Here is a 16,975-nt window from a genome sequence, read left to right as displayed (position 1 = left end):
GATTCTAAAACGAGTAAATTAGAGTTTCAGAGAACTTCTTTAATTTCAAATTACGGATTCATCTGATTTTCAATGTACAAGAAACAAAGAAAACCTATTTAAAGGTAAACAAACCGTAACTACAAAAACGAATCACTCAGCGCCTAAATTAGTCTCGTTTATTAACGTCTCTAGAATTAAATTGGGTTTCAAATATTTTCTTTTGCAACACTATCTCTTTAACGTTATCTAACTCATACTTGTTTATAGATGCAATTATTACTTGGTTCTCTTTAAAGTAATCATTTAGAATGCTAATTACATCAGATATATTTCTATTGGTAACTTCGCGACCACTCGGAGAATCTAAAATAATTGGCAAGCTAAGCCCCGTATGTTCCTCAATGATTTTTATATATGCCATCTTAAACGAGAAAACAACTTTATAATAAATTGTACCGCTTATAGATTTCAGATCTCTTGTAAAAATATATTTTTTATCTTTAACTACATCAGATATTCCTAATTTTTCAGCAAATATATTAACCCATTTTCTTGTATCATCAATCAATTCATTACTATCTGTGAACTTGGCCTCAATATCAAAATTTAACTTTGATATTGATTTTTTTAACTCTTCTTCTCTAACCTCTAAAACAGAATCATTAATATTAATCTTCGCAATATCATTCAATGTTCTATCTACTACATCAATATCACTAAACAAGTTCGAAGTATGGTCTTCTAATTTATTTGCTATTTCCGAAATTTCAATTTGTACTTTTTCCAAATCTTCCTGTAACACCGCTGATCTTTGCTTCAAAAAATCAAGATTATCTCTAAAATTAAATAGATTTTCTTTATTAACAATAATGGATTTGCCTTCAACCTTGACCATAATATTTAATGAAATTAAATATTCAGCTAATCCTTGTTCATTAGAAATATTTCTCTTAATATTTTTTATTTTTTGCTTAATGGCACCCTCTCTTAATTTTAAATTTTTATAGCGACCATTTAATTCAATATCATCCGGTTCTCTTAATGATTCAATATCACTACTCTTATATTCATCTGTACTTTTACTTAAATCTCTTAATTGTCTAGTTCGCGTTAACATCTTCTTTTGACTTTCCAAACGAACCAGATTACCATCTAAATCTTCTCCATTTTTAGACAGGCCAATTAAAAGATCTCTTATATTAAACCTAATATTACCAATAACTTTTCCTCGATTAAGAAGAGTCCATCCTTTGTCTTGATCCATATACACTGCACCCAGTATATTTTTTAAAACACGGATAGAATCAATTCCCCAAATATATGAAAACCAAGAATCATTGTTTCCAGTCAATGTACATGATGAAATAAATTTATCATTCTTGTATATTTCTATATAATCATTTGACCTTTTAACAAAATAAAGTTTCTCGTCTCTCTCAAAAAAAACTTGCGTATCCACTTTATTGAACTTTAGTCCATAAGTTCCAGGAATAGGGTAGCCTAGACCGTATAACAATAGCCGTAACAACGTACTTTTGCCAACACTATTATCATCACTATATATTAGTGTTTTATCAAAGAAATTTATTTCCTTAGTATTGCCTTCGTAGGTAATAAATAATTTTCGAAAACGCATTATAAATTCACCCTCTCTTTTACCTTTTCAATAACTCTCTTCCCATTAAGTATTCGTAACATAATCATTTTTATCCCATATTCCTGAACTGATTGATCGTTATCTAAGGGGAAAATTTCTGTATATTTCATCCACTTGTCTTCAATAAATTTTTTAACTTCTCTTTGCTTTGGAAAAGCACCTTTTGCATACGCATTTAATCCTGCTATGATTTTGTTAATAACATCAATATCTTCTACTTGCTGCTTAATAAAACCGTCTTCATATACCTCTAGTTCATCTTTAATTCCAGCGGGTAAATCATCGTAAAAATATTCTGGAACTTCATCTATAATTTCAAAAATCATTCTCCAAACTAAAATTCCCTTAGTTATCTTTTCATGTTTTTCTTTAGACTCCTTAGAACCCGCGTTAGCTAAATATCGGTCTACTAGCATAGACTTAATATTATGCACCTTAGATTGACTTAAGTTAAGTTTTAAGCCACCAAACAAGTTGCCGATAACTCCTTCTAGAACAGAATAATTTTGTTCATCTTGATCATCAGAACTAACCAATATAGTCACTAAATAAAGTTTATTCAAATCAAAATAATCCGTCGTATTTAAGTACTCACCTTTAGCCAATTGTTCCTTCGCAAGCTCTATTCTACCCTGAACAAAATTTTGTGCATCATCTGGTAAAGAATTGTACGATCTAATAAATGGCTTATCCATTCGTGGTAGCCAAAAAGCATTTAAAATAGCCTTACTCAATCCCAACGGATTCATGAAGTTAGCCACATATACAAGTTTTGAGTATTTTCCAGTAGTGATATTACTGGTATTAATAAGCGTATTCATTGCCAAAGCAGCCTTATAGTCATCTTTTGCATCAATAGGATTACTCTGAACTGCCTTAACTTGTATATACTCCGGATTTCTATCATAGAATCGTAGCTCTATGTCTTCCGTTTCGCCTTCAATTTCCACTGACTTTAATTCCTTTATATTGTGCAAGGATAAAACAATTCCAACAATGACCTGAAAACGCCATCCAAAAGCAGACGCAGATGCATCAGTATTTTTTGTTTTACTTTCTGCTGGAATATTCTTGGGACGTGGCTTTTTCTTAGAGTCTTCAGCTATTTTATCAGAAAATAATTCCAATTGATTCACATCAACATTATTCTCTTCGTTATCTTTTTTTCTAGTCATATTATCACTCACCAAGCTTAAATTTTATCACCGTAATCATATTGTTTTATATTGATTGAATAACTCAGAAAATGGATTCTAACAATCCACTGCTAAGCTCATATTTGAACATTAATATTTAGTATAAGCACAGATACTATACAAAATTGATTCCAATAAATTAACTCTATCATTTATGATACGGACTCCCAATATTAATCATAAATGCACGATAAATCTGCTCTGTCAAAACTAATCTCATTAACTGATGCGGTAATGTAAATCGCCCAAAAGAAATTTGCGCGTTTGATCTATCCATAACATCTTTACTCACTCCCAGAGACCCCCCTATAACAAAAGTAATATCACTATTCCCATAAGTAGCCAACTTGCTTAATTCTGCTGAAAACCCCTCTGAGCTTCTCTCCTTGCCTTCAATGGCTAAAACAAATACGTATTCCTTATGCTTAATTTTATCTAATATCCGATTACCCTCAAGCATCTTCACTTGTTCCATTTCAGCAATGCTCAATTTTTCAGGAGCTTTCTCATCATTGACTTCGATGAGCTCAAACTTACAAAATTTGCCTAGGCGCTTAACATACTCTGCAATTCCCTGTTTCAAGTACTTCTCTTTCAGTTTCCCAACAACAACAACCTTTATGTTCATAACTCTCCACCTTTTCACATCTTATCCACAAAGTTATCCACTTATCCACAGTTCCATAATCAATATACTGGGCCGAACATATTTTCGTCACAATATTTATTTAAATTGAATTTGTCAACCTTTAGTATATTATCCACAAGAAAATTTCAATTCTACTCTATTAACTATATGCTATAAAGACTATTAACTCAACGTTTATATCTACTATAAAATAATTCATCAAAAGATATCAACAGCTTAATGCACAGCCTGTGGATAACTATAAAGAGAGAAAACTCCTTATTCTATACTATCTTTTTTAGTTTTTAACAACTATCTCCAAAGTTTCACACATTTTTATCCACATTGTATAATTAACACTTATTTCTTACACAAAAAAAGTATTTACCTTCCTCATTTCAAGGATAAATACTTTTTTGAGTAAATTATGAATTATATTTATTAATTTCCAGAATTTGAAGATGTCGTCGTATTTGAATCATTTGCCTCAAGTGTTAATTTAATGTTTGCGGTCTTTAGTGTACCATCATGGTAATACTGAATTTGCACCGTATCGCCTAATTTGTGAGCATAAAGAGCAGTCCGTAAGCTAGATAATCCCTTAACTTTCTTACCACCTAGCGATGTAATAACATCATATTTTTGTATTCCTGCAACCTTGGCAGGTGAATTGCTGGAAACCTTAATAACAACTACACCACCAGTTACACTGCTTGGCAACTTAAGTGTTGATTTTTGTTCACTGTCAGAAACATAACTCAGATTAATCAATGATATTCCAAGAGCGGGACGTTTAATTTTACCATCTTTAACAAGTAGATTAATTATCTTTACAACTTCATTACTTGGAATTGCAAAACCCATTCCTTCTACAGACGTCGAAGAACTTGAAGAACTCGTACTAGTACCAGTACTTGTCAGCTTCATTGAGTTTATTCCTACAACTTGACCCGCTAGATTGACTAATGGTCCACCTGAATTACCAGGATTAATAGCAGCATCCGTTTGGATTACAGTTGTCTGCCCTGTGCTCGTGCCATTACTGTCAGTTGTCTCGATTGTTCTCTTTTTAGCAGAGATAATTCCTTGCGTAAGTGATGTTGCATACGTTGAGCCCAACGGGGAACCGATTGCCAGTGCCGTTTGTCCTACATTAATACTATTTGAATTACCAAATGTTGCAACTTGAGTAACATCTGACGCATTTATCTTTAAAACTGCCAAGTCAGTAACTGAATCATGTCCTACTACTGTGGCTGATAATTTTTTCCCACTATTAAGCAATACTTTGACTTTGTCAGCACCTGAGATAACATGATTATTAGTTACAATAAACGCTGTATTCCCTGTCTTCTTATAAATTACACCAGAACCCTCACTTTCTGAGGTAGTTTCCCCTGATGAGCTCTCACCGAATAAATCATTCAGGGAGCTAGAAGAGCTACTACTCGTTGTATATGCCTCAACGGAGACAACTGCATTTTTTATCTTATTGAAGGCTTTTGTTGATTGTGTACTTACATTTACCTTAATATTGCTAATTTTTGCAGTTCCTTTTGAATTTTCACCAGTGACTGTTGTACTTTCATAGGCTTGATATGCAGCATATCCACCAAATGCAATTCCGCCACCTAGAAAACCACCAACTAATGCGATTAAAAAAATTCTCCCAATCCGAGGCTGCTTAGATGATTGCTTTTTCTGAGAAGAATCATCCTTGATTACTTTATCATCATTCGTTTCTCTCTCTTCGTTATTATCCATACGAGCAATTGCACTGTCTCACAAAGAACAGCACACTCCTCCCTTCTCAGTTTAGAATACCAACATCTTATTACATTTTATCAATAAATTTTGAAAAAACCGTGAAATAAATACTATGTTTATTTAAAATAAACTATTTCTGAAATTAGATTATCACTAATCCTGTTGCCTTTTCCGGATCCGTATCATAGATCCCAAAATCTTCATTAACACCCAAATCTTGTTGTTTCATTGCAGATTCTACAGTTAAGTGTGCCAATTCCTTTACATTATTGTCCTTACTTAAGTGTCCCAAATATATTTGCTTAGTCCGATTACCGAGTACATCTATCAATGTTGCTGCACCATCATCATTTGATAAATGTCCACGATCACTCAAAATTCGTTGTTTTAAGGACCAAGGGTAAGCTCCCATTCGCAGCATTTCGGTATCATGGTTGCATTCGATCAAGTACCCATCAGCATTCTTAATGATCCCCTCAGTACGTTCGGAAACATACCCTGTATCAGTTAAAATTACAAATGAATGTCCATTATGATGGAATTGATAGAACTGTGGCTCTGCAGCATCATGAGACACTCCAAAACTCTCAACATCAAGGTCAACAAAATTTTTTGTTTCCCCCATCCCGAACAAATGCTTTTGGTCATTGGGGATATTACCTATTTTATTAGACATTGCATCCCAAGTACCCTTATTGGCATATACATCCAAGTCATATTTTCTTGCTAAGACACCAACACCTTTACAATGATCAGTATGCTCATGTGTAACGAACAAACTATCAACATCAGCAATATTTCTACCAATCGATGTCATTAGATTCGCAATTTTTTTACCACTTAATCCAGCATCAACTAAAATCTTTCGCTTTGGAGTTTCGATATAAGTGACATTTCCACTACTTCCGCTAGCCAAAACACTTATCTTCATATCATCTTTTCCTTGAGCCACTAAATCCATACTCCTATCCTTCTATCTTTTAAACACTTTTCATTTTAATTTATACTATCTGATTCGTCCATTATTGCACCTGAAAAAGCATTTATTCTTCGGTATTGCGTATTACCAGTTGAGTTACTCTTAACCGCTATTACCCATGTTGGGATATATACAATATTGTTATTAACCGACAGTAACTTCGTATACCCCAACTTCACCCACTCAACAGAGCTGTTATTTATTATTTTGTTATATTGATATAACCAGATAACTGCTCTTTCTTGACTGATTATTGGTCGCTCTTGCAAAACCTCTATATCGCTAAGTACTCCCTGTGAATATCCGGTCACATAACCATTCCTTATATTAAATCTTATTTGTCCGTTTGTCATATAAACAGGCGTTCCATGAATAATTTGAGTATAAACTACAGTATTTTTGGTAGAAAGATTTTCATTATATCTATACTTCTGCCCCTTCACAATCTTTGTTTCATCACTAACAATACTATTAAGTGTAGTTTGCGGCCTACTAGTTTTTTTGATTTTTATCGGATCTCCAAATAATCCTACTATTTTATGATTCGTATACGATACGGTTTGACCTTGCAGCGAACTAATACTTTCTTGGAGATTATTTCTAGTAGAACTCGAAATATAAAAACCTTCCCCTTTTTTATTGGAAAGTTCCCCATAAGTAATCTGATCTCCCTTAATGCTCTTTAACACTGAGGAAAGCGAATTTTCATTTGTAGACTTTGTTGTCGAAATAACAGCATCATCTTTTTGTGAATAGGATACGAACAAAAAGATATCCAGCACTATAAAAGCTATAAAGAAAATTGCTTCGATTCTCTTGAAGTTCATATCTTCACGTCCCTTCTAGTTAATTTGCAGATAACAGACTTTCTAGCTCGCTCCAATGTCCATCTGCATAGACATAATAAACAGGTATCATATCAACAACAAGCTTAGATGATTGATTTTTTTGCCACTTATAAGCAACTCGAATATCCTTTATTTTATTTAGCGTATACCCTTTATTCTCTAATTCTCGCAAAACAGTGTAGGTGGAAGGTAGATTTTCCTTATACTGGCTGGATGGCACAGGCACTTGTAAACTATTCAACGAAAAATTATATTCTTTGCCACCAGTACTCATCAGCTTAATCTTATAAGTACCATAATTATCATCACTAATAATTGGGAATCCGGCAATATAGCTTCGATATGTGACTGTTCCATCGTCAGAGTTGGCTTCATCAAAGCGCAGGTTATCTGGTGCAACTCCAATTTTATTCAGCTGATTTAAACTTTCTGTTAAGTGTGTGTAATAATTCAATTTTTGTGTCCTTATTTTTCCACTACCTGCATCATCGTAATAGTCTAAAGCAGAATAGTTTTCATATTGAACTGCACTCGTTGTATCATTCAATGTCAGTCGATTATCTGAGCCGTCTAAATAGATTGTCTTGTTCTTTTGTAATTTAGTCGTAATTGAGGTTTGTCCACTTGGATTCAATAACTCACTTACATATGAACTGATGTTTGTCTTGTTATAAAGATAGCTGTACTTGGGAAACTGCACCGAATTGACATAGAAATTGATTATTTTATTGTTGAGTTGATAATAATCGATTTCTACCTTATTTTTTTCGAGACTATTGCTCTTCAAATATGTTTGTATCTTTTTTACAGACTTCATATTATTGACAACAACCTTGCAAACAGCCCTTGTTTGATCATTCATCAGATAAAGGTAGCTTCCATTTTTTACGGGAATCATAATTCTATTAAATTTGAAATTCTGAATACCTTTTATTTTCTGTGAAAAGACTTTGTTAAAAATCTTTACGGTTATTGGACTATTGTAGTTTAACAATAAAACATTGTTTTGTTTTAAAAATGTTAGATAATCCGTCTCACTCTTATATGACTTTATTGAAGTTGAACCACTATTCCAGTTCTTCATAATTTTCGAAACTTTGCCAATCAAGTAGTCTTCCGAACTTGGAAGTTGATATTGCAAATCATTTACATTATAAGTGGCTTGCAACGGCAAAAAAATGTCACTTAAAGTCTTCTTGCTGACACTTGTCGTATTTTCCCCTGTATCGGTAGTTTCCTTAGAATCATGCTGTAGCATTGCAGGATTAAACCAGATAAGTGCTGAAAACAAGATACTGATTATAATCGTAATTATCAGCCCTGTATGCAATAAAATTCTTCTAACCTTCATCCCACAATTCCCCCTCATATTCTTCATACGGCAGCGAAATATAGAAGGTTGAACCTTTGCCTTCAATACTATCAACCCAAATCTTTCCACCATGCATTTCAATAACTTCTTTTGAAATTGCGAGTCCTAATCCAGTCCCGCCTTGAGCACGTGAACGCGCTTTATCAACGCGGAAGAAGCGATCAAAAATATGAACTACATCTTTCTTAGGAATACCCAATCCTTGATCAGAAATACTCAAAATAACATGATTGTGGGTCTCTAAAAGACGGCAAGTAATTACCCCTCCATCAGGTGAATACTTAATAGCATTATTTATAATATTATCGACAACTTGCATAAACTTATCGGTATCAATTTCAACCCACAATTCTCTTTTGGTAAAATCTCGCCTAATCGAAGAGCTTTTCTTTCCTTCTTCATGTGCATCGTTAGATTTCAACATCATATCAAATCTATCCAAAATATAGTTATACAGTTCATTCAAATTAACAAGTTCCAATTCGAGCTTAGATGTTCCCGAATCCATTCTAGAAAGGCTCAATAAGTCATTAATCATTCTTATCATCCGCTGCGTCTCATCTTGGGTGACTTTCAAAAATGAAGGTGCAACTTCTGGATCTTTCCATGCTCCATCATTCAATGCTTCAATATAGCTCCGTACACTTGTCAATGGTGTCCGCAACTCATGTGAGACATTCGAAACAAATTCTCTTCGCTCACGATCAATTCGCTGTTGTTCCGTAATATCATGTAATACACAGACTAATCCGCTAATGAACCCTGATTCTCGCTGAATTAAAGAAAAATAAGCATTCAAAATTTCATCATGATCGCCATCAGATAAGTCAATGATAATTTCATCTTGATTCTCAAGTAGGTCACGTAATGTATATTTATCCCGAATTCCCAAAATATCCAATACTGATTGGCCATCAGCTATATTCGGATCAATATTCAGTGCTTGTGAAGCCATCTCATTCATTATAATAACATTGCCACGTCGATCGGTCGCTAAAACACCATCAGACATGTGTGATAAGACACTGTCCAACCTCCGACGCTCTGCTTCAGACGATTCCTGTGCTTCCTCAACTCTGACTGATAGGTTGTTAACAGCTTGTGCTAGCTGCCCTAGTTCATCGGAACCATAAATTTTGACTTGCCCTGAATAGTCCCCGCGCGCAATTCTTGTCGTTTGTTTCTTCATCTCGTCAATTGGGCGCGTTATTGCACTAGAAATAAAAATCGCTAAAATCAGTCCCAGCCCAGTTGCTATCAGCGCTGCAGTAGCAAAAATAAGCGTAACTTTATTGATCGAACTGTATACAGACTCCAAACTCGCACGCAAATAAACTGCACCTACTAATGTATTGGTGTTTCCAGTTGTACTAAAAAGTGGCGTAATTGAGACATAGTAACGCTTGTTGTCTGTTCTGTCATATGCTGATTTTGCATACGAACGTTCATTATATAAAACTTGTTTAATATCATTATCGGTTGTCTTTTGGCCTATCGAATCTTGACTATTTACATCGCTATCACCACGGATTGTTCCTTTTGTATCAACAACTTGAATCTTTGTAATATTTGCATTATCTACATCTTCCAATATATCCTTGATATTCGAATTAGACTTAGTCGTGTCACTACGAGAAAGACTGCTAATTAAGGAGCTATCAATATAACTTGATAATTCAACCTGCTGTTTGAATGACTTCAAGTTATCCTTCTTTAATTGTTGCACAAAATAAGCACCTACTATTTGAAATGTTATCAATAATAACAGAGCAAAAACTAGTGCTATTTTAAAATGGATGGATTGGAAAAAATGTAGTTTTTTATTCATTATTACTCCACTAAAAATCTTATTTATTCTGTTTCTGGATTGCGCAGATAATAGCCCACTCCGCGTCGTGTCACTAACCAAATTGGCCGGCTAGGATTATCCTCGATTTTTTCTCTTAATCTTCGAACCGTTACGTCTACCGTTCGGACATCTCCAAAATAATCATATCCCCAGACAGTCTGTAAAAGATGTTCTCTAGTCATAACTTGTCCAATGTGCTTAGCCAAATAATAAAGTAGTTCAAACTCTCTGTGTGTCAATTCGATTTTTTCATCTCTTTTTGAAACCATATACGCTTCTGGGTGGATTATTAAATCACCAATAGTAATTTCATTATTCTTTTCTTCTTCATTCTGTGCAGAAGCTGAAACTGCTGTCTGCCTTCTCAAGTTAGCCTTAACACGAGCAACTAATTCACGATTAGAAAATGGTTTCGTAACATAATCATCGGCCCCTAATTCTAGCCCTAAAACCTTATCGATTTCTGCATCTTTAGCTGTAACCATTATAATCGGCATATCATATTTTTTACGAACTTCTCGTGCTACTTCTAGTCCGTCCATCTTGGGCAACATAATATCTAACAAAATTAAATCTGGTATTATCTCTTCAACTTGTTCAACGGCTTCTTGTCCATCAAATGCCGTATAAACGTCAAAGCCTTCCTTCGTTAAATTAAACTTAACTATATCGGAAATTGGTTTCTCATCATCAACTACTAAAATCTTCTTCACTTTGAAGCTCCTTTCCTAAATCCACTTTATGTGGTTTAGAATTTCTAGGTGTTCCTCTGTGGAATGCTTCCGTTATCAAACAGGGTACAACCCTTTATATTATAACCTATCGTTGGATTGATGCCAAACACGCATCAGAAATGTTATCACAACTTTAATTCGTGCTATAATATCGTTAATTTATTTGCATAGACAAGGAGTTAAAATGGAAAAAACAATCTTAATCTCACAAGACCTCTCCTGTGCTGGACAGGTATCTATGGCTGTCGCACTACCGATTTTGGGAGCGCTTGGCTTTAGTCCCACAATTCTGCCAACTGCTATTCTCTCAACACATACAGGAGGGTTTGGTAATAACACTTACTTAGATCTCAGTTCAGAAATGGAAAAAATTATTGCACACTGGGAAACCATCCCACTTTCTTTTTCTGCTATATATTTAGGCTATTTGGGTAATAAGCCTCTCGATATTCTTCTAAACAACATTGACAGCTTAGCTACCGATTCTTTTTTACTCTTAGATCCCGTAATGGGTGATCACGGAAAATTATATCGCGGCTTTAATTCAAATTATGTTCATCAAATGCAGCACTTGGTACAAAAAGCCAATCTCATTACTCCAAATGTAACAGAAGCACAATTGTTGCTGGGTAAAGAATGTACAACAACTACACTTTCTTCAGCCGCAGCACTCAAACTGGCAACTGAACTTAATAAGAAGTACAAAAACAAACAAATCCTTCTAACAGGAGTTCCCAAAACTGATGAAAAGATTGGAATTGTAGGAATAGATAATATTTCCCAGGAAATATGGCAGCTCGAAACACCCAAAATTGGTTCGAGCTTTTTTGGAACAGGAGACATCTTCGCAAGTGTCTTACTCGGTGCATTATTACGTGATAACACATTGAAAGCGGCCACAAAAATTGCAATGGACTTCATCAGCAATACAATCCAAAAAAATATGCAATTCAACTGCTATAATTCACGTTTTGGTCTTGATTATTCACTTGAATTGCCTGTATTATTAAAACAATTAAATTAGGAGGTTAGAAAATGCAAAAAAATAAAAACTCACTCAGAATGATTATCCTGACAGGTTTATTTGCCGCTATTATATATTTAGGCATTTTTATCTTAAGGATACCTATTCCTGCAATGGTTGGACGACCATTCATTCATTTCGGAAACACACTCGCCGCTTTAGCTATTTTATTTTTAGGACCAAGAAACGGAATTATTGCGGGAATTATCGGTCTTGGCGGCTTTGATGTACTAAATGGTTATGCTTTAACATCTTGGTTGACTGTTCTTGAAGTAATTGTAGTTGGTTTGACCATTGAAGCTGTTTTTAAGTATCTTCATCATAATGACAGCAAGCGTAACATTATTATTGTTGCGATTACTGCTGGTGCTATGAAAATTATCACTTCTTACTGTACTTCAATTATTGAGTCTCTAATGGTTGGAACTGTATTTAAAACGGCTATCGTTGCATCTTTCTTAAGCCTTCCAGCAACAGTTATCAACTCTATCTCGACTGCAATCTGTGTACCTATATTATACTTCTTATTGCGTAAGGCTTTTGCAGCTGTTAACAAAGACTAAGCAACCATGCTATTATACATTTTTTGAATTTTCTATTGCATATTCTTCTCACCCATGGTAATATATTTCTTGTTGATAAAGAATATATGGGTGGCTAGCTCAGCTGGCAGAGCAACGGACTCTTAATCCGTGGGTCCAGGGTTCGATCCCCTGGCCACCCATCAGACAGTACGTAACCAGTAATGAAGGCTTGTAAAATAGCGTTGTTGCTGGTTTTTTGTTTTATATATTTATATTCAATCTGAATAACTAATAAAAATAGAGAACTACAAAATATCTTCTGACGACAAGCAGGGGGCTAGGTCAAATAAATTTTGTTTCAGTCTCTATTTATTAAATAAACGTGTTTCGCAAGTCAAAGTTCTCACTTTTATGGTACACGCCTTTTTATGTGTGCTGAGTTTTCGTCCAAAAAAACGTTTGATTGGAAAGCACCACATAAATTTACTTTTGTAAAATATTGAAATTTGTTTGACGATTTACTAAAAAAAAGACTCCCTATTCGCTATGAAGTCTTTCACGTGTGTTCAGCTAATTAATCAACTAAAAATTTTATTCCAAAAACCAAATTTCTTTGAAATTACAAAATAAATTAATCCTGCGCCCACACCAAATATCGCACTATATAGCAAGGCCATTATTTTGGTTTGCGGTGTATAAATACCAGAAATAAAAATTTGTGCCATTATAGTAACAACAAGAAAAATCACATTCAATAAAATATTAGGTATGAATTCTCTAAAATTAACGGTAAACTCTATTCTTATTTTTCTGTAAACCAATATACAAATAACTACAAAGGCAATGTTTGTTGCCATGATAGCGCCCATACCCTGCAATATAGAAACTAATGGAAATTGGAGACCAAGCTTAATTATCAAGCCTACCACCAGATATGACATCGCTTTCTTACTGTAGCGTAGTGCTTGAAGTACCGTTAGTCCATTGACCGCAACCGCCATAATCAAGCTCTGCCAAATATTATAAGCTAAAAATTCCGCCCCAGCCTTGCTAAAGAAGAAAAAAATTCCATTTGCCTCAAATGATAACGCACTAAATATTGTGGAAACAGGAAAAACAATAAAAATCAGATAATTAATATTATCTGTAAGATAGCGCCTTACATCTTTCTTTTGTCCTCCTGCATTAACTGTTGCAAGCAGAGGCAGACTACTTCCAGCAATTGCGGCTGCTAACGCTATGATTACCGAAGTTAATTTAGATGGGTTGGCTGAAAATGCAGTATATACTTGTTGTGTATACTCTGCTGATAAACCTAGAGCACCTTGCATTATCTGTTTAAAAAACAGCTGATCAATTATTTGACATAAATTTATTCCTGCTCCAACAACCACAAAAGGAATTGATTCATACGCAATTGCTATAAATATTTTCCTTACATTAGTTACTGTGGAAGTCTTGCTATTTCTTAGCTTCATTCTATATTCCGGTAATTTAGCTTTGTAATGCGCAATCAAATATATATAACTTGCCAGCGCACCTGCAAAAGCAGCAAATACACTTGCATAAACTGCCATAACATAACTTGTATGAAATATGTATATTAAAACATAGCTGGACGCCAAGATAAAAATAACTCTAAAAATTTGTTCCCACAATTGAGAAATACCAAAAGGTTTAAGGTCTTGATTGCCTTGAAACCAGCCACGAATTACACTCATAGCCGGTAAAATTACGATTGCTGGAATCATGCTTCTGATCGCAATCACTGAATCTCTTTGTGAAACAACCGGACTATTTTTGGCAAAAATTGGGGCTGCTATATATAAAATCAATGCACACACTACTCCTGAAATACACATTAAACCCAAACCCAATTTAAAAATCTTTTGACTATTTTGTAAATTCATCCTTACCATTATACATTGCAACTTTACGCGCAATTGCTGAAGGAAATCCTGCCATTCCAAGCGATAAAAAAATCGCATATATATTATAAGTTGAGTTAAACAACGCCTGTGCAGCATTAATATTTTCTTTCGAACCCATCATGGCTAACCATGGAATCAAATAAAGCACACCCAATGCCCTAGAAAATACACTTCCAAAAGATAGCCAAAAAGAACCTGCTAATAATTTCTTATTCATAATTACACCTTAAGATTTTTTTCATCACTACCATTAGTTAACGCTCTTCTCTTCAATTTCACAAGTTTCTTTTATGCTCTTTATAAATAATTAAAAAAGCAGACGACAAAAAAAGTCCGTTGCCTTCCACCTATTGTAGTGTTTCACATGAAACATCTGTCCCTCTTAGAATCCCAATCCATATTTTTCAGTCACCCTCAGCATATTCTTTTTATTTTCAAAACCACCCTTGCGCTCACTCTTACTCATAAAAGCCGAATCTAAATCAATATATTTAATATTTCTATGTGCTGTAGCAAAAGCAACTGCAGCCGCTATACTTTCTCTTGCCTCAATCATACAGCCAATCATGCATTGAACCCCAGCCGTCTCGCATAATTGATTAATTTTTTCAGCTTGACTAATCCCACCTGTCTTCATTAATTTAATATTAACTAAATCACAAGCATGTTTTTCGAGCAATTCGTGTGCATCTTCAAAAGTATGAACACTCTCGTCTGCCATGACTGGTAACTTGGAACGCTGTGTAATTTGCTGCATTCCCAAGTAATCATCAGCCTTGACTGGTTGTTCAATAAAATCAATATTAATGCTGTGTTTAGTCCACGTATCAACTGCAACTAGTGTTTCTCTAACAGTCCATGCCTGATTAATATCAATTCGCATTGAAACTGAGCTCGGAATTACTTTTGCAATGTCTAAAATCAACTGGACATCTTCTTCAAAATCATGATCACCCAACTTGATTTTTAAGGCATCAAAACCCCGACTGACTAATTCATATGACTCCGTTAACATTTCATCGAGTGGTGCAAGACTGACCGTATAATCTGTGTATAGATTTCGCGGACTTCCTCCCAATAACTTCGAGAGTGGCACCTCAAATAGTTGCGCTCTTAAGTCGTATAAAGCTATTTCAAATGCAGCTTTTGCAGGAGCATTATCCGCAATTGACTCCCTGACAGTTCGTAAAATATAATTCCAGTCAGCTATATTTAAACCCATTATTTTGGGCTTAATTACATTTCTCATCGCATGGTACATACTTTCTAATGTATCTCCTGTCACCTTATCATTTGGTGTAGCAGAGCCTATACCAATAAATCCATTTTTTAGAATTATTCTTACCCGCACAGCAATTACATAATTCACTTCATGCAGTGCAGTCACAAAAGGTCGGTGCAGGTCTTCTTTGACCAGTTCAAATTCTATTTGCGTGATACTGGCTTCATGCATCAACTCCACCACACTCCTAATATTCATTATAAAACAGCCTAGTTACTGCTTTACGAATCTCAATCCATTCTTCTCTTTTTCTAGTCGGATAGATTCTGTTAGTTAAACAAACAAATGAGCGTCTGTTCCTTAAATCAAGTGCGATTGAAGTTCCAGTAAACCCCGTATGCCATAACTTTGTAGGATCATCATTCCAAGTTTGCCAACCTAGTGTTCGTCCTCCACTAGAATACTGCTCTAACAAATTAAAACTTCGCACACTTAAAATTTCCTTTCCTTCGAAAACACCTCTCTTTATATACATTGAAGCAAAGTTACCTAGATCTTCTAATGTCGAAAAAATACCGGCGTGCCCACTAACACCACCCAATAAATAAGCTTTATAATCATGGACATCCCCTTGAATAATCCCACCTCTTTGTGGATCATTCTCAGTTGGAACAAAATTAGCTAGCGGTCTCTTTAACAAATTATATCCTGTATTTTTCATCTTCAACGGTCTAAAAACATGTTCATCCAGGCTATTGCTCAATTCTCCATCTATCTGTGCAATTATCCATCCTAAAATAATGAACCCCAAATCTGAATAAACAATTTTACTACCCGGCGAATTAGCCAAGCTTGCTTCTCTTATCTTCTCTGTAAGTTCTTCCTTTGTCAGAGATCTTGTATCCACAATATCAGCTGGTAGCCCACTATTATGCAATAACAAACTAGCAATCGTCAATTGTGGATTTTTGAATCGTCCTAGTATCTCACCCACCTCTGTCTCTGGATTGATCACACCTCTGTCAATCAACTGCAGAATTCTAGTAGTTGTCCCTACAACCTTGGTTAATGAAGCTAAATCATAAATCATCTTGCTGGTTATAGCAACCTCATACTTATCTTTTCCTTGTGTACCCAAATAAAGCTCTGATTTATTTTTTTCATCAGCAACTGCATATGACGCTCCATAAATGTATCGACTATCTATAGCTTTTTCTATACGTTCTGTAATTAATTTCACACTCTCGTCTTTCATTTTTTTC

At 34.7% G+C, this 16,975-nt stretch carries 15 protein-coding genes and 1 tRNA gene; 3 read left to right on the top strand and 13 right to left on the bottom strand.

Annotation, left to right across the window (positions count from 1 at the left end):
• Window positions 1-148: 148 nt before the first annotated feature.
• From FFX44_RS06105 to yycF, 9 genes are all read right to left on the bottom strand, one after another.
• On the bottom strand, window positions 149-1,618 hold the full coding sequence (locus tag FFX44_RS06105) for a hypothetical protein (protein ID WP_289978929.1): 1,470 nt from the start codon (window positions 1,616-1,618) through the stop codon (window positions 149-151).
• Window positions 1,618-2,814, bottom strand: a complete 1,197-nt coding sequence (locus tag FFX44_RS06100) for a hypothetical protein (RefSeq protein ID WP_289978927.1) — start codon at window positions 2,812-2,814, stop codon at window positions 1,618-1,620. Before FFX44_RS06100 ends, FFX44_RS06105 begins: the two co-directional genes overlap by 1 nt.
• 169 nt (window positions 2,815-2,983) lie before the next feature.
• Complete coding sequence (rlmH, locus tag FFX44_RS06095; RefSeq protein ID WP_289978923.1) at window positions 2,984-3,463, bottom strand: 23S rRNA (pseudouridine(1915)-N(3))-methyltransferase RlmH; 480 nt, start codon at window positions 3,461-3,463, stop codon at window positions 2,984-2,986.
• Window positions 3,464-3,904: 441 nt separating this feature from the next.
• Entirely contained in the window at window positions 3,905-5,227 is a 1,323-nt protein-coding gene (locus tag FFX44_RS06090) for a trypsin-like peptidase domain-containing protein (protein ID WP_289978919.1), read from the bottom strand.
• Window positions 5,228-5,372: 145 nt separating this feature from the next.
• Window positions 5,373-6,191 (bottom strand): MBL fold metallo-hydrolase, encoded by an 819-nt coding sequence (locus tag FFX44_RS06085; protein ID WP_289978917.1) that lies wholly within the window; start codon window positions 6,189-6,191, stop codon window positions 5,373-5,375.
• A 35-nt stretch (window positions 6,192-6,226) separates the two neighbouring features.
• Complete coding sequence (locus FFX44_RS06080; protein WP_289978915.1) at window positions 6,227-7,036, bottom strand: two-component system regulatory protein YycI; 810 nt, start codon at window positions 7,034-7,036, stop codon at window positions 6,227-6,229.
• A 19-nt stretch (window positions 7,037-7,055) separates the two neighbouring features.
• Window positions 7,056-8,408 carry a two-component system activity regulator YycH gene (yycH, locus tag FFX44_RS06075; RefSeq protein ID WP_289978912.1) on the bottom strand — a complete coding sequence of 451 codons (1,353 nt, stop codon included), beginning with the start codon at window positions 8,406-8,408 and terminating at the stop codon, window positions 7,056-7,058.
• Entirely contained in the window at window positions 8,398-10,257 is a 1,860-nt protein-coding gene (gene walK, locus FFX44_RS06070) for a cell wall metabolism sensor histidine kinase WalK (RefSeq protein WP_289978911.1), read from the bottom strand. Before walK ends, yycH begins: the two co-directional genes overlap by 11 nt.
• A 23-nt stretch (window positions 10,258-10,280) precedes the next feature.
• The gene (gene yycF, locus FFX44_RS06065) at window positions 10,281-10,991 is read right to left on the bottom strand and encodes a response regulator YycF (RefSeq protein ID WP_289978909.1); all 711 of its coding nucleotides are present in this window, start codon (window positions 10,989-10,991) and stop codon (window positions 10,281-10,283) included.
• 205 nt (window positions 10,992-11,196) lie between these two features.
• On the opposite strand from yycF, the gene FFX44_RS06060 reads away from it, so the two are divergent.
• The 3 genes from FFX44_RS06060 to FFX44_RS06050 all read left to right on the top strand — a co-directional run bounded on the left by FFX44_RS06060 (window position 11,197) and on the right by FFX44_RS06050 (window position 12,760).
• Window positions 11,197-12,036 carry a pyridoxamine kinase gene (locus tag FFX44_RS06060; protein ID WP_289978907.1) on the top strand — a complete coding sequence of 280 codons (840 nt, stop codon included), beginning with the start codon at window positions 11,197-11,199 and terminating at the stop codon, window positions 12,034-12,036.
• Window positions 12,037-12,047: 11 nt separating this feature from the next.
• Window positions 12,048-12,599, top strand: coding sequence for an ECF transporter S component (locus tag FFX44_RS06055; protein ID WP_289978904.1), 552 nt, complete (start codon window positions 12,048-12,050; stop codon window positions 12,597-12,599).
• A gap of 88 nt (window positions 12,600-12,687) precedes the next feature.
• Window positions 12,688-12,760, top strand: a tRNA-Lys gene (locus FFX44_RS06050).
• Window positions 12,761-13,138: 378 nt separating this feature from the next.
• On the opposite strand, the gene FFX44_RS06045 is transcribed toward FFX44_RS06050, so the two are convergent.
• From FFX44_RS06045 to FFX44_RS06030, 4 genes are all read right to left on the bottom strand, one after another.
• Complete coding sequence (locus FFX44_RS06045) at window positions 13,139-14,395, bottom strand: polysaccharide biosynthesis C-terminal domain-containing protein (protein WP_289978902.1); 1,257 nt, start codon at window positions 14,393-14,395, stop codon at window positions 13,139-13,141.
• Between the two features lie 58 nt (window positions 14,396-14,453).
• Complete coding sequence (locus FFX44_RS06040) at window positions 14,454-14,708, bottom strand: hypothetical protein (RefSeq protein ID WP_289978899.1); 255 nt, start codon at window positions 14,706-14,708, stop codon at window positions 14,454-14,456.
• A 165-nt stretch (window positions 14,709-14,873) separates the two neighbouring features.
• On the bottom strand, window positions 14,874-15,944 hold the full coding sequence (locus FFX44_RS06035; RefSeq protein ID WP_289978897.1) for a dipeptide epimerase: 1,071 nt from the start codon (window positions 15,942-15,944) through the stop codon (window positions 14,874-14,876).
• A gap of 16 nt (window positions 15,945-15,960) precedes the next feature.
• Window positions 15,961-16,968 (bottom strand): serine hydrolase domain-containing protein, encoded by a 1,008-nt coding sequence (locus FFX44_RS06030; RefSeq protein ID WP_289978894.1) that lies wholly within the window; start codon window positions 16,966-16,968, stop codon window positions 15,961-15,963.
• Between the last annotated feature and the right edge of the window lie 7 nt (window positions 16,969-16,975).

The sequence above is a fragment of the Lactobacillus sp. UCMA15818 genome (assembly GCF_030400225.1).
GTDB lineage: Bacteria > Bacillota > Bacilli > Lactobacillales > Lactobacillaceae > Liquorilactobacillus.
This window is presented reverse-complemented; position numbering and strand designations above follow the sequence as displayed.

What these genes read in the sequence shown, in the direction of transcription:
- FFX44_RS06035 (WP_289978897.1), bottom strand. Translation starts at nt 15,944, where the DNA reads ATGCATGAAGCCAGTATCACGCAAATAGAATTTGAACTGGTCAAAGAA.
- FFX44_RS06105 (WP_289978929.1), bottom strand. Translation starts at nt 1,618, where the DNA reads ATGCGTTTTCGAAAATTATTTATTACCTACGAAGGCAATACTAAGGAA.
- FFX44_RS06030 (WP_289978894.1), bottom strand. Translation starts at nt 16,968, where the DNA reads ATGAAAGACGAGAGTGTGAAATTAATTACAGAACGTATAGAAAAAGCT.
- FFX44_RS06040 (WP_289978899.1), bottom strand. Translation starts at nt 14,708, where the DNA reads ATGAATAAGAAATTATTAGCAGGTTCTTTTTGGCTATCTTTTGGAAGT.
- yycH (WP_289978912.1), bottom strand. Translation starts at nt 8,408, where the DNA reads ATGAAGGTTAGAAGAATTTTATTGCATACAGGGCTGATAATTACGATT.
- walK (WP_289978911.1), bottom strand. Translation starts at nt 10,257, where the DNA reads ATGAATAAAAAACTACATTTTTTCCAATCCATCCATTTTAAAATAGCA.
- FFX44_RS06080 (WP_289978915.1), bottom strand. Translation starts at nt 7,036, where the DNA reads ATGAACTTCAAGAGAATCGAAGCAATTTTCTTTATAGCTTTTATAGTG.
- FFX44_RS06100 (WP_289978927.1), bottom strand. Translation starts at nt 2,814, where the DNA reads ATGACTAGAAAAAAAGATAACGAAGAGAATAATGTTGATGTGAATCAA.
- rlmH (WP_289978923.1), bottom strand. Translation starts at nt 3,463, where the DNA reads ATGAACATAAAGGTTGTTGTTGTTGGGAAACTGAAAGAGAAGTACTTG.
- FFX44_RS06085 (WP_289978917.1), bottom strand. Translation starts at nt 6,191, where the DNA reads ATGGATTTAGTGGCTCAAGGAAAAGATGATATGAAGATAAGTGTTTTG.
- FFX44_RS06090 (WP_289978919.1), bottom strand. Translation starts at nt 5,227, where the DNA reads ATGGATAATAACGAAGAGAGAGAAACGAATGATGATAAAGTAATCAAG.
- FFX44_RS06055 (WP_289978904.1), top strand. Translation starts at nt 12,048, where the DNA reads ATGCAAAAAAATAAAAACTCACTCAGAATGATTATCCTGACAGGTTTA.
- FFX44_RS06060 (WP_289978907.1), top strand. Translation starts at nt 11,197, where the DNA reads ATGGAAAAAACAATCTTAATCTCACAAGACCTCTCCTGTGCTGGACAG.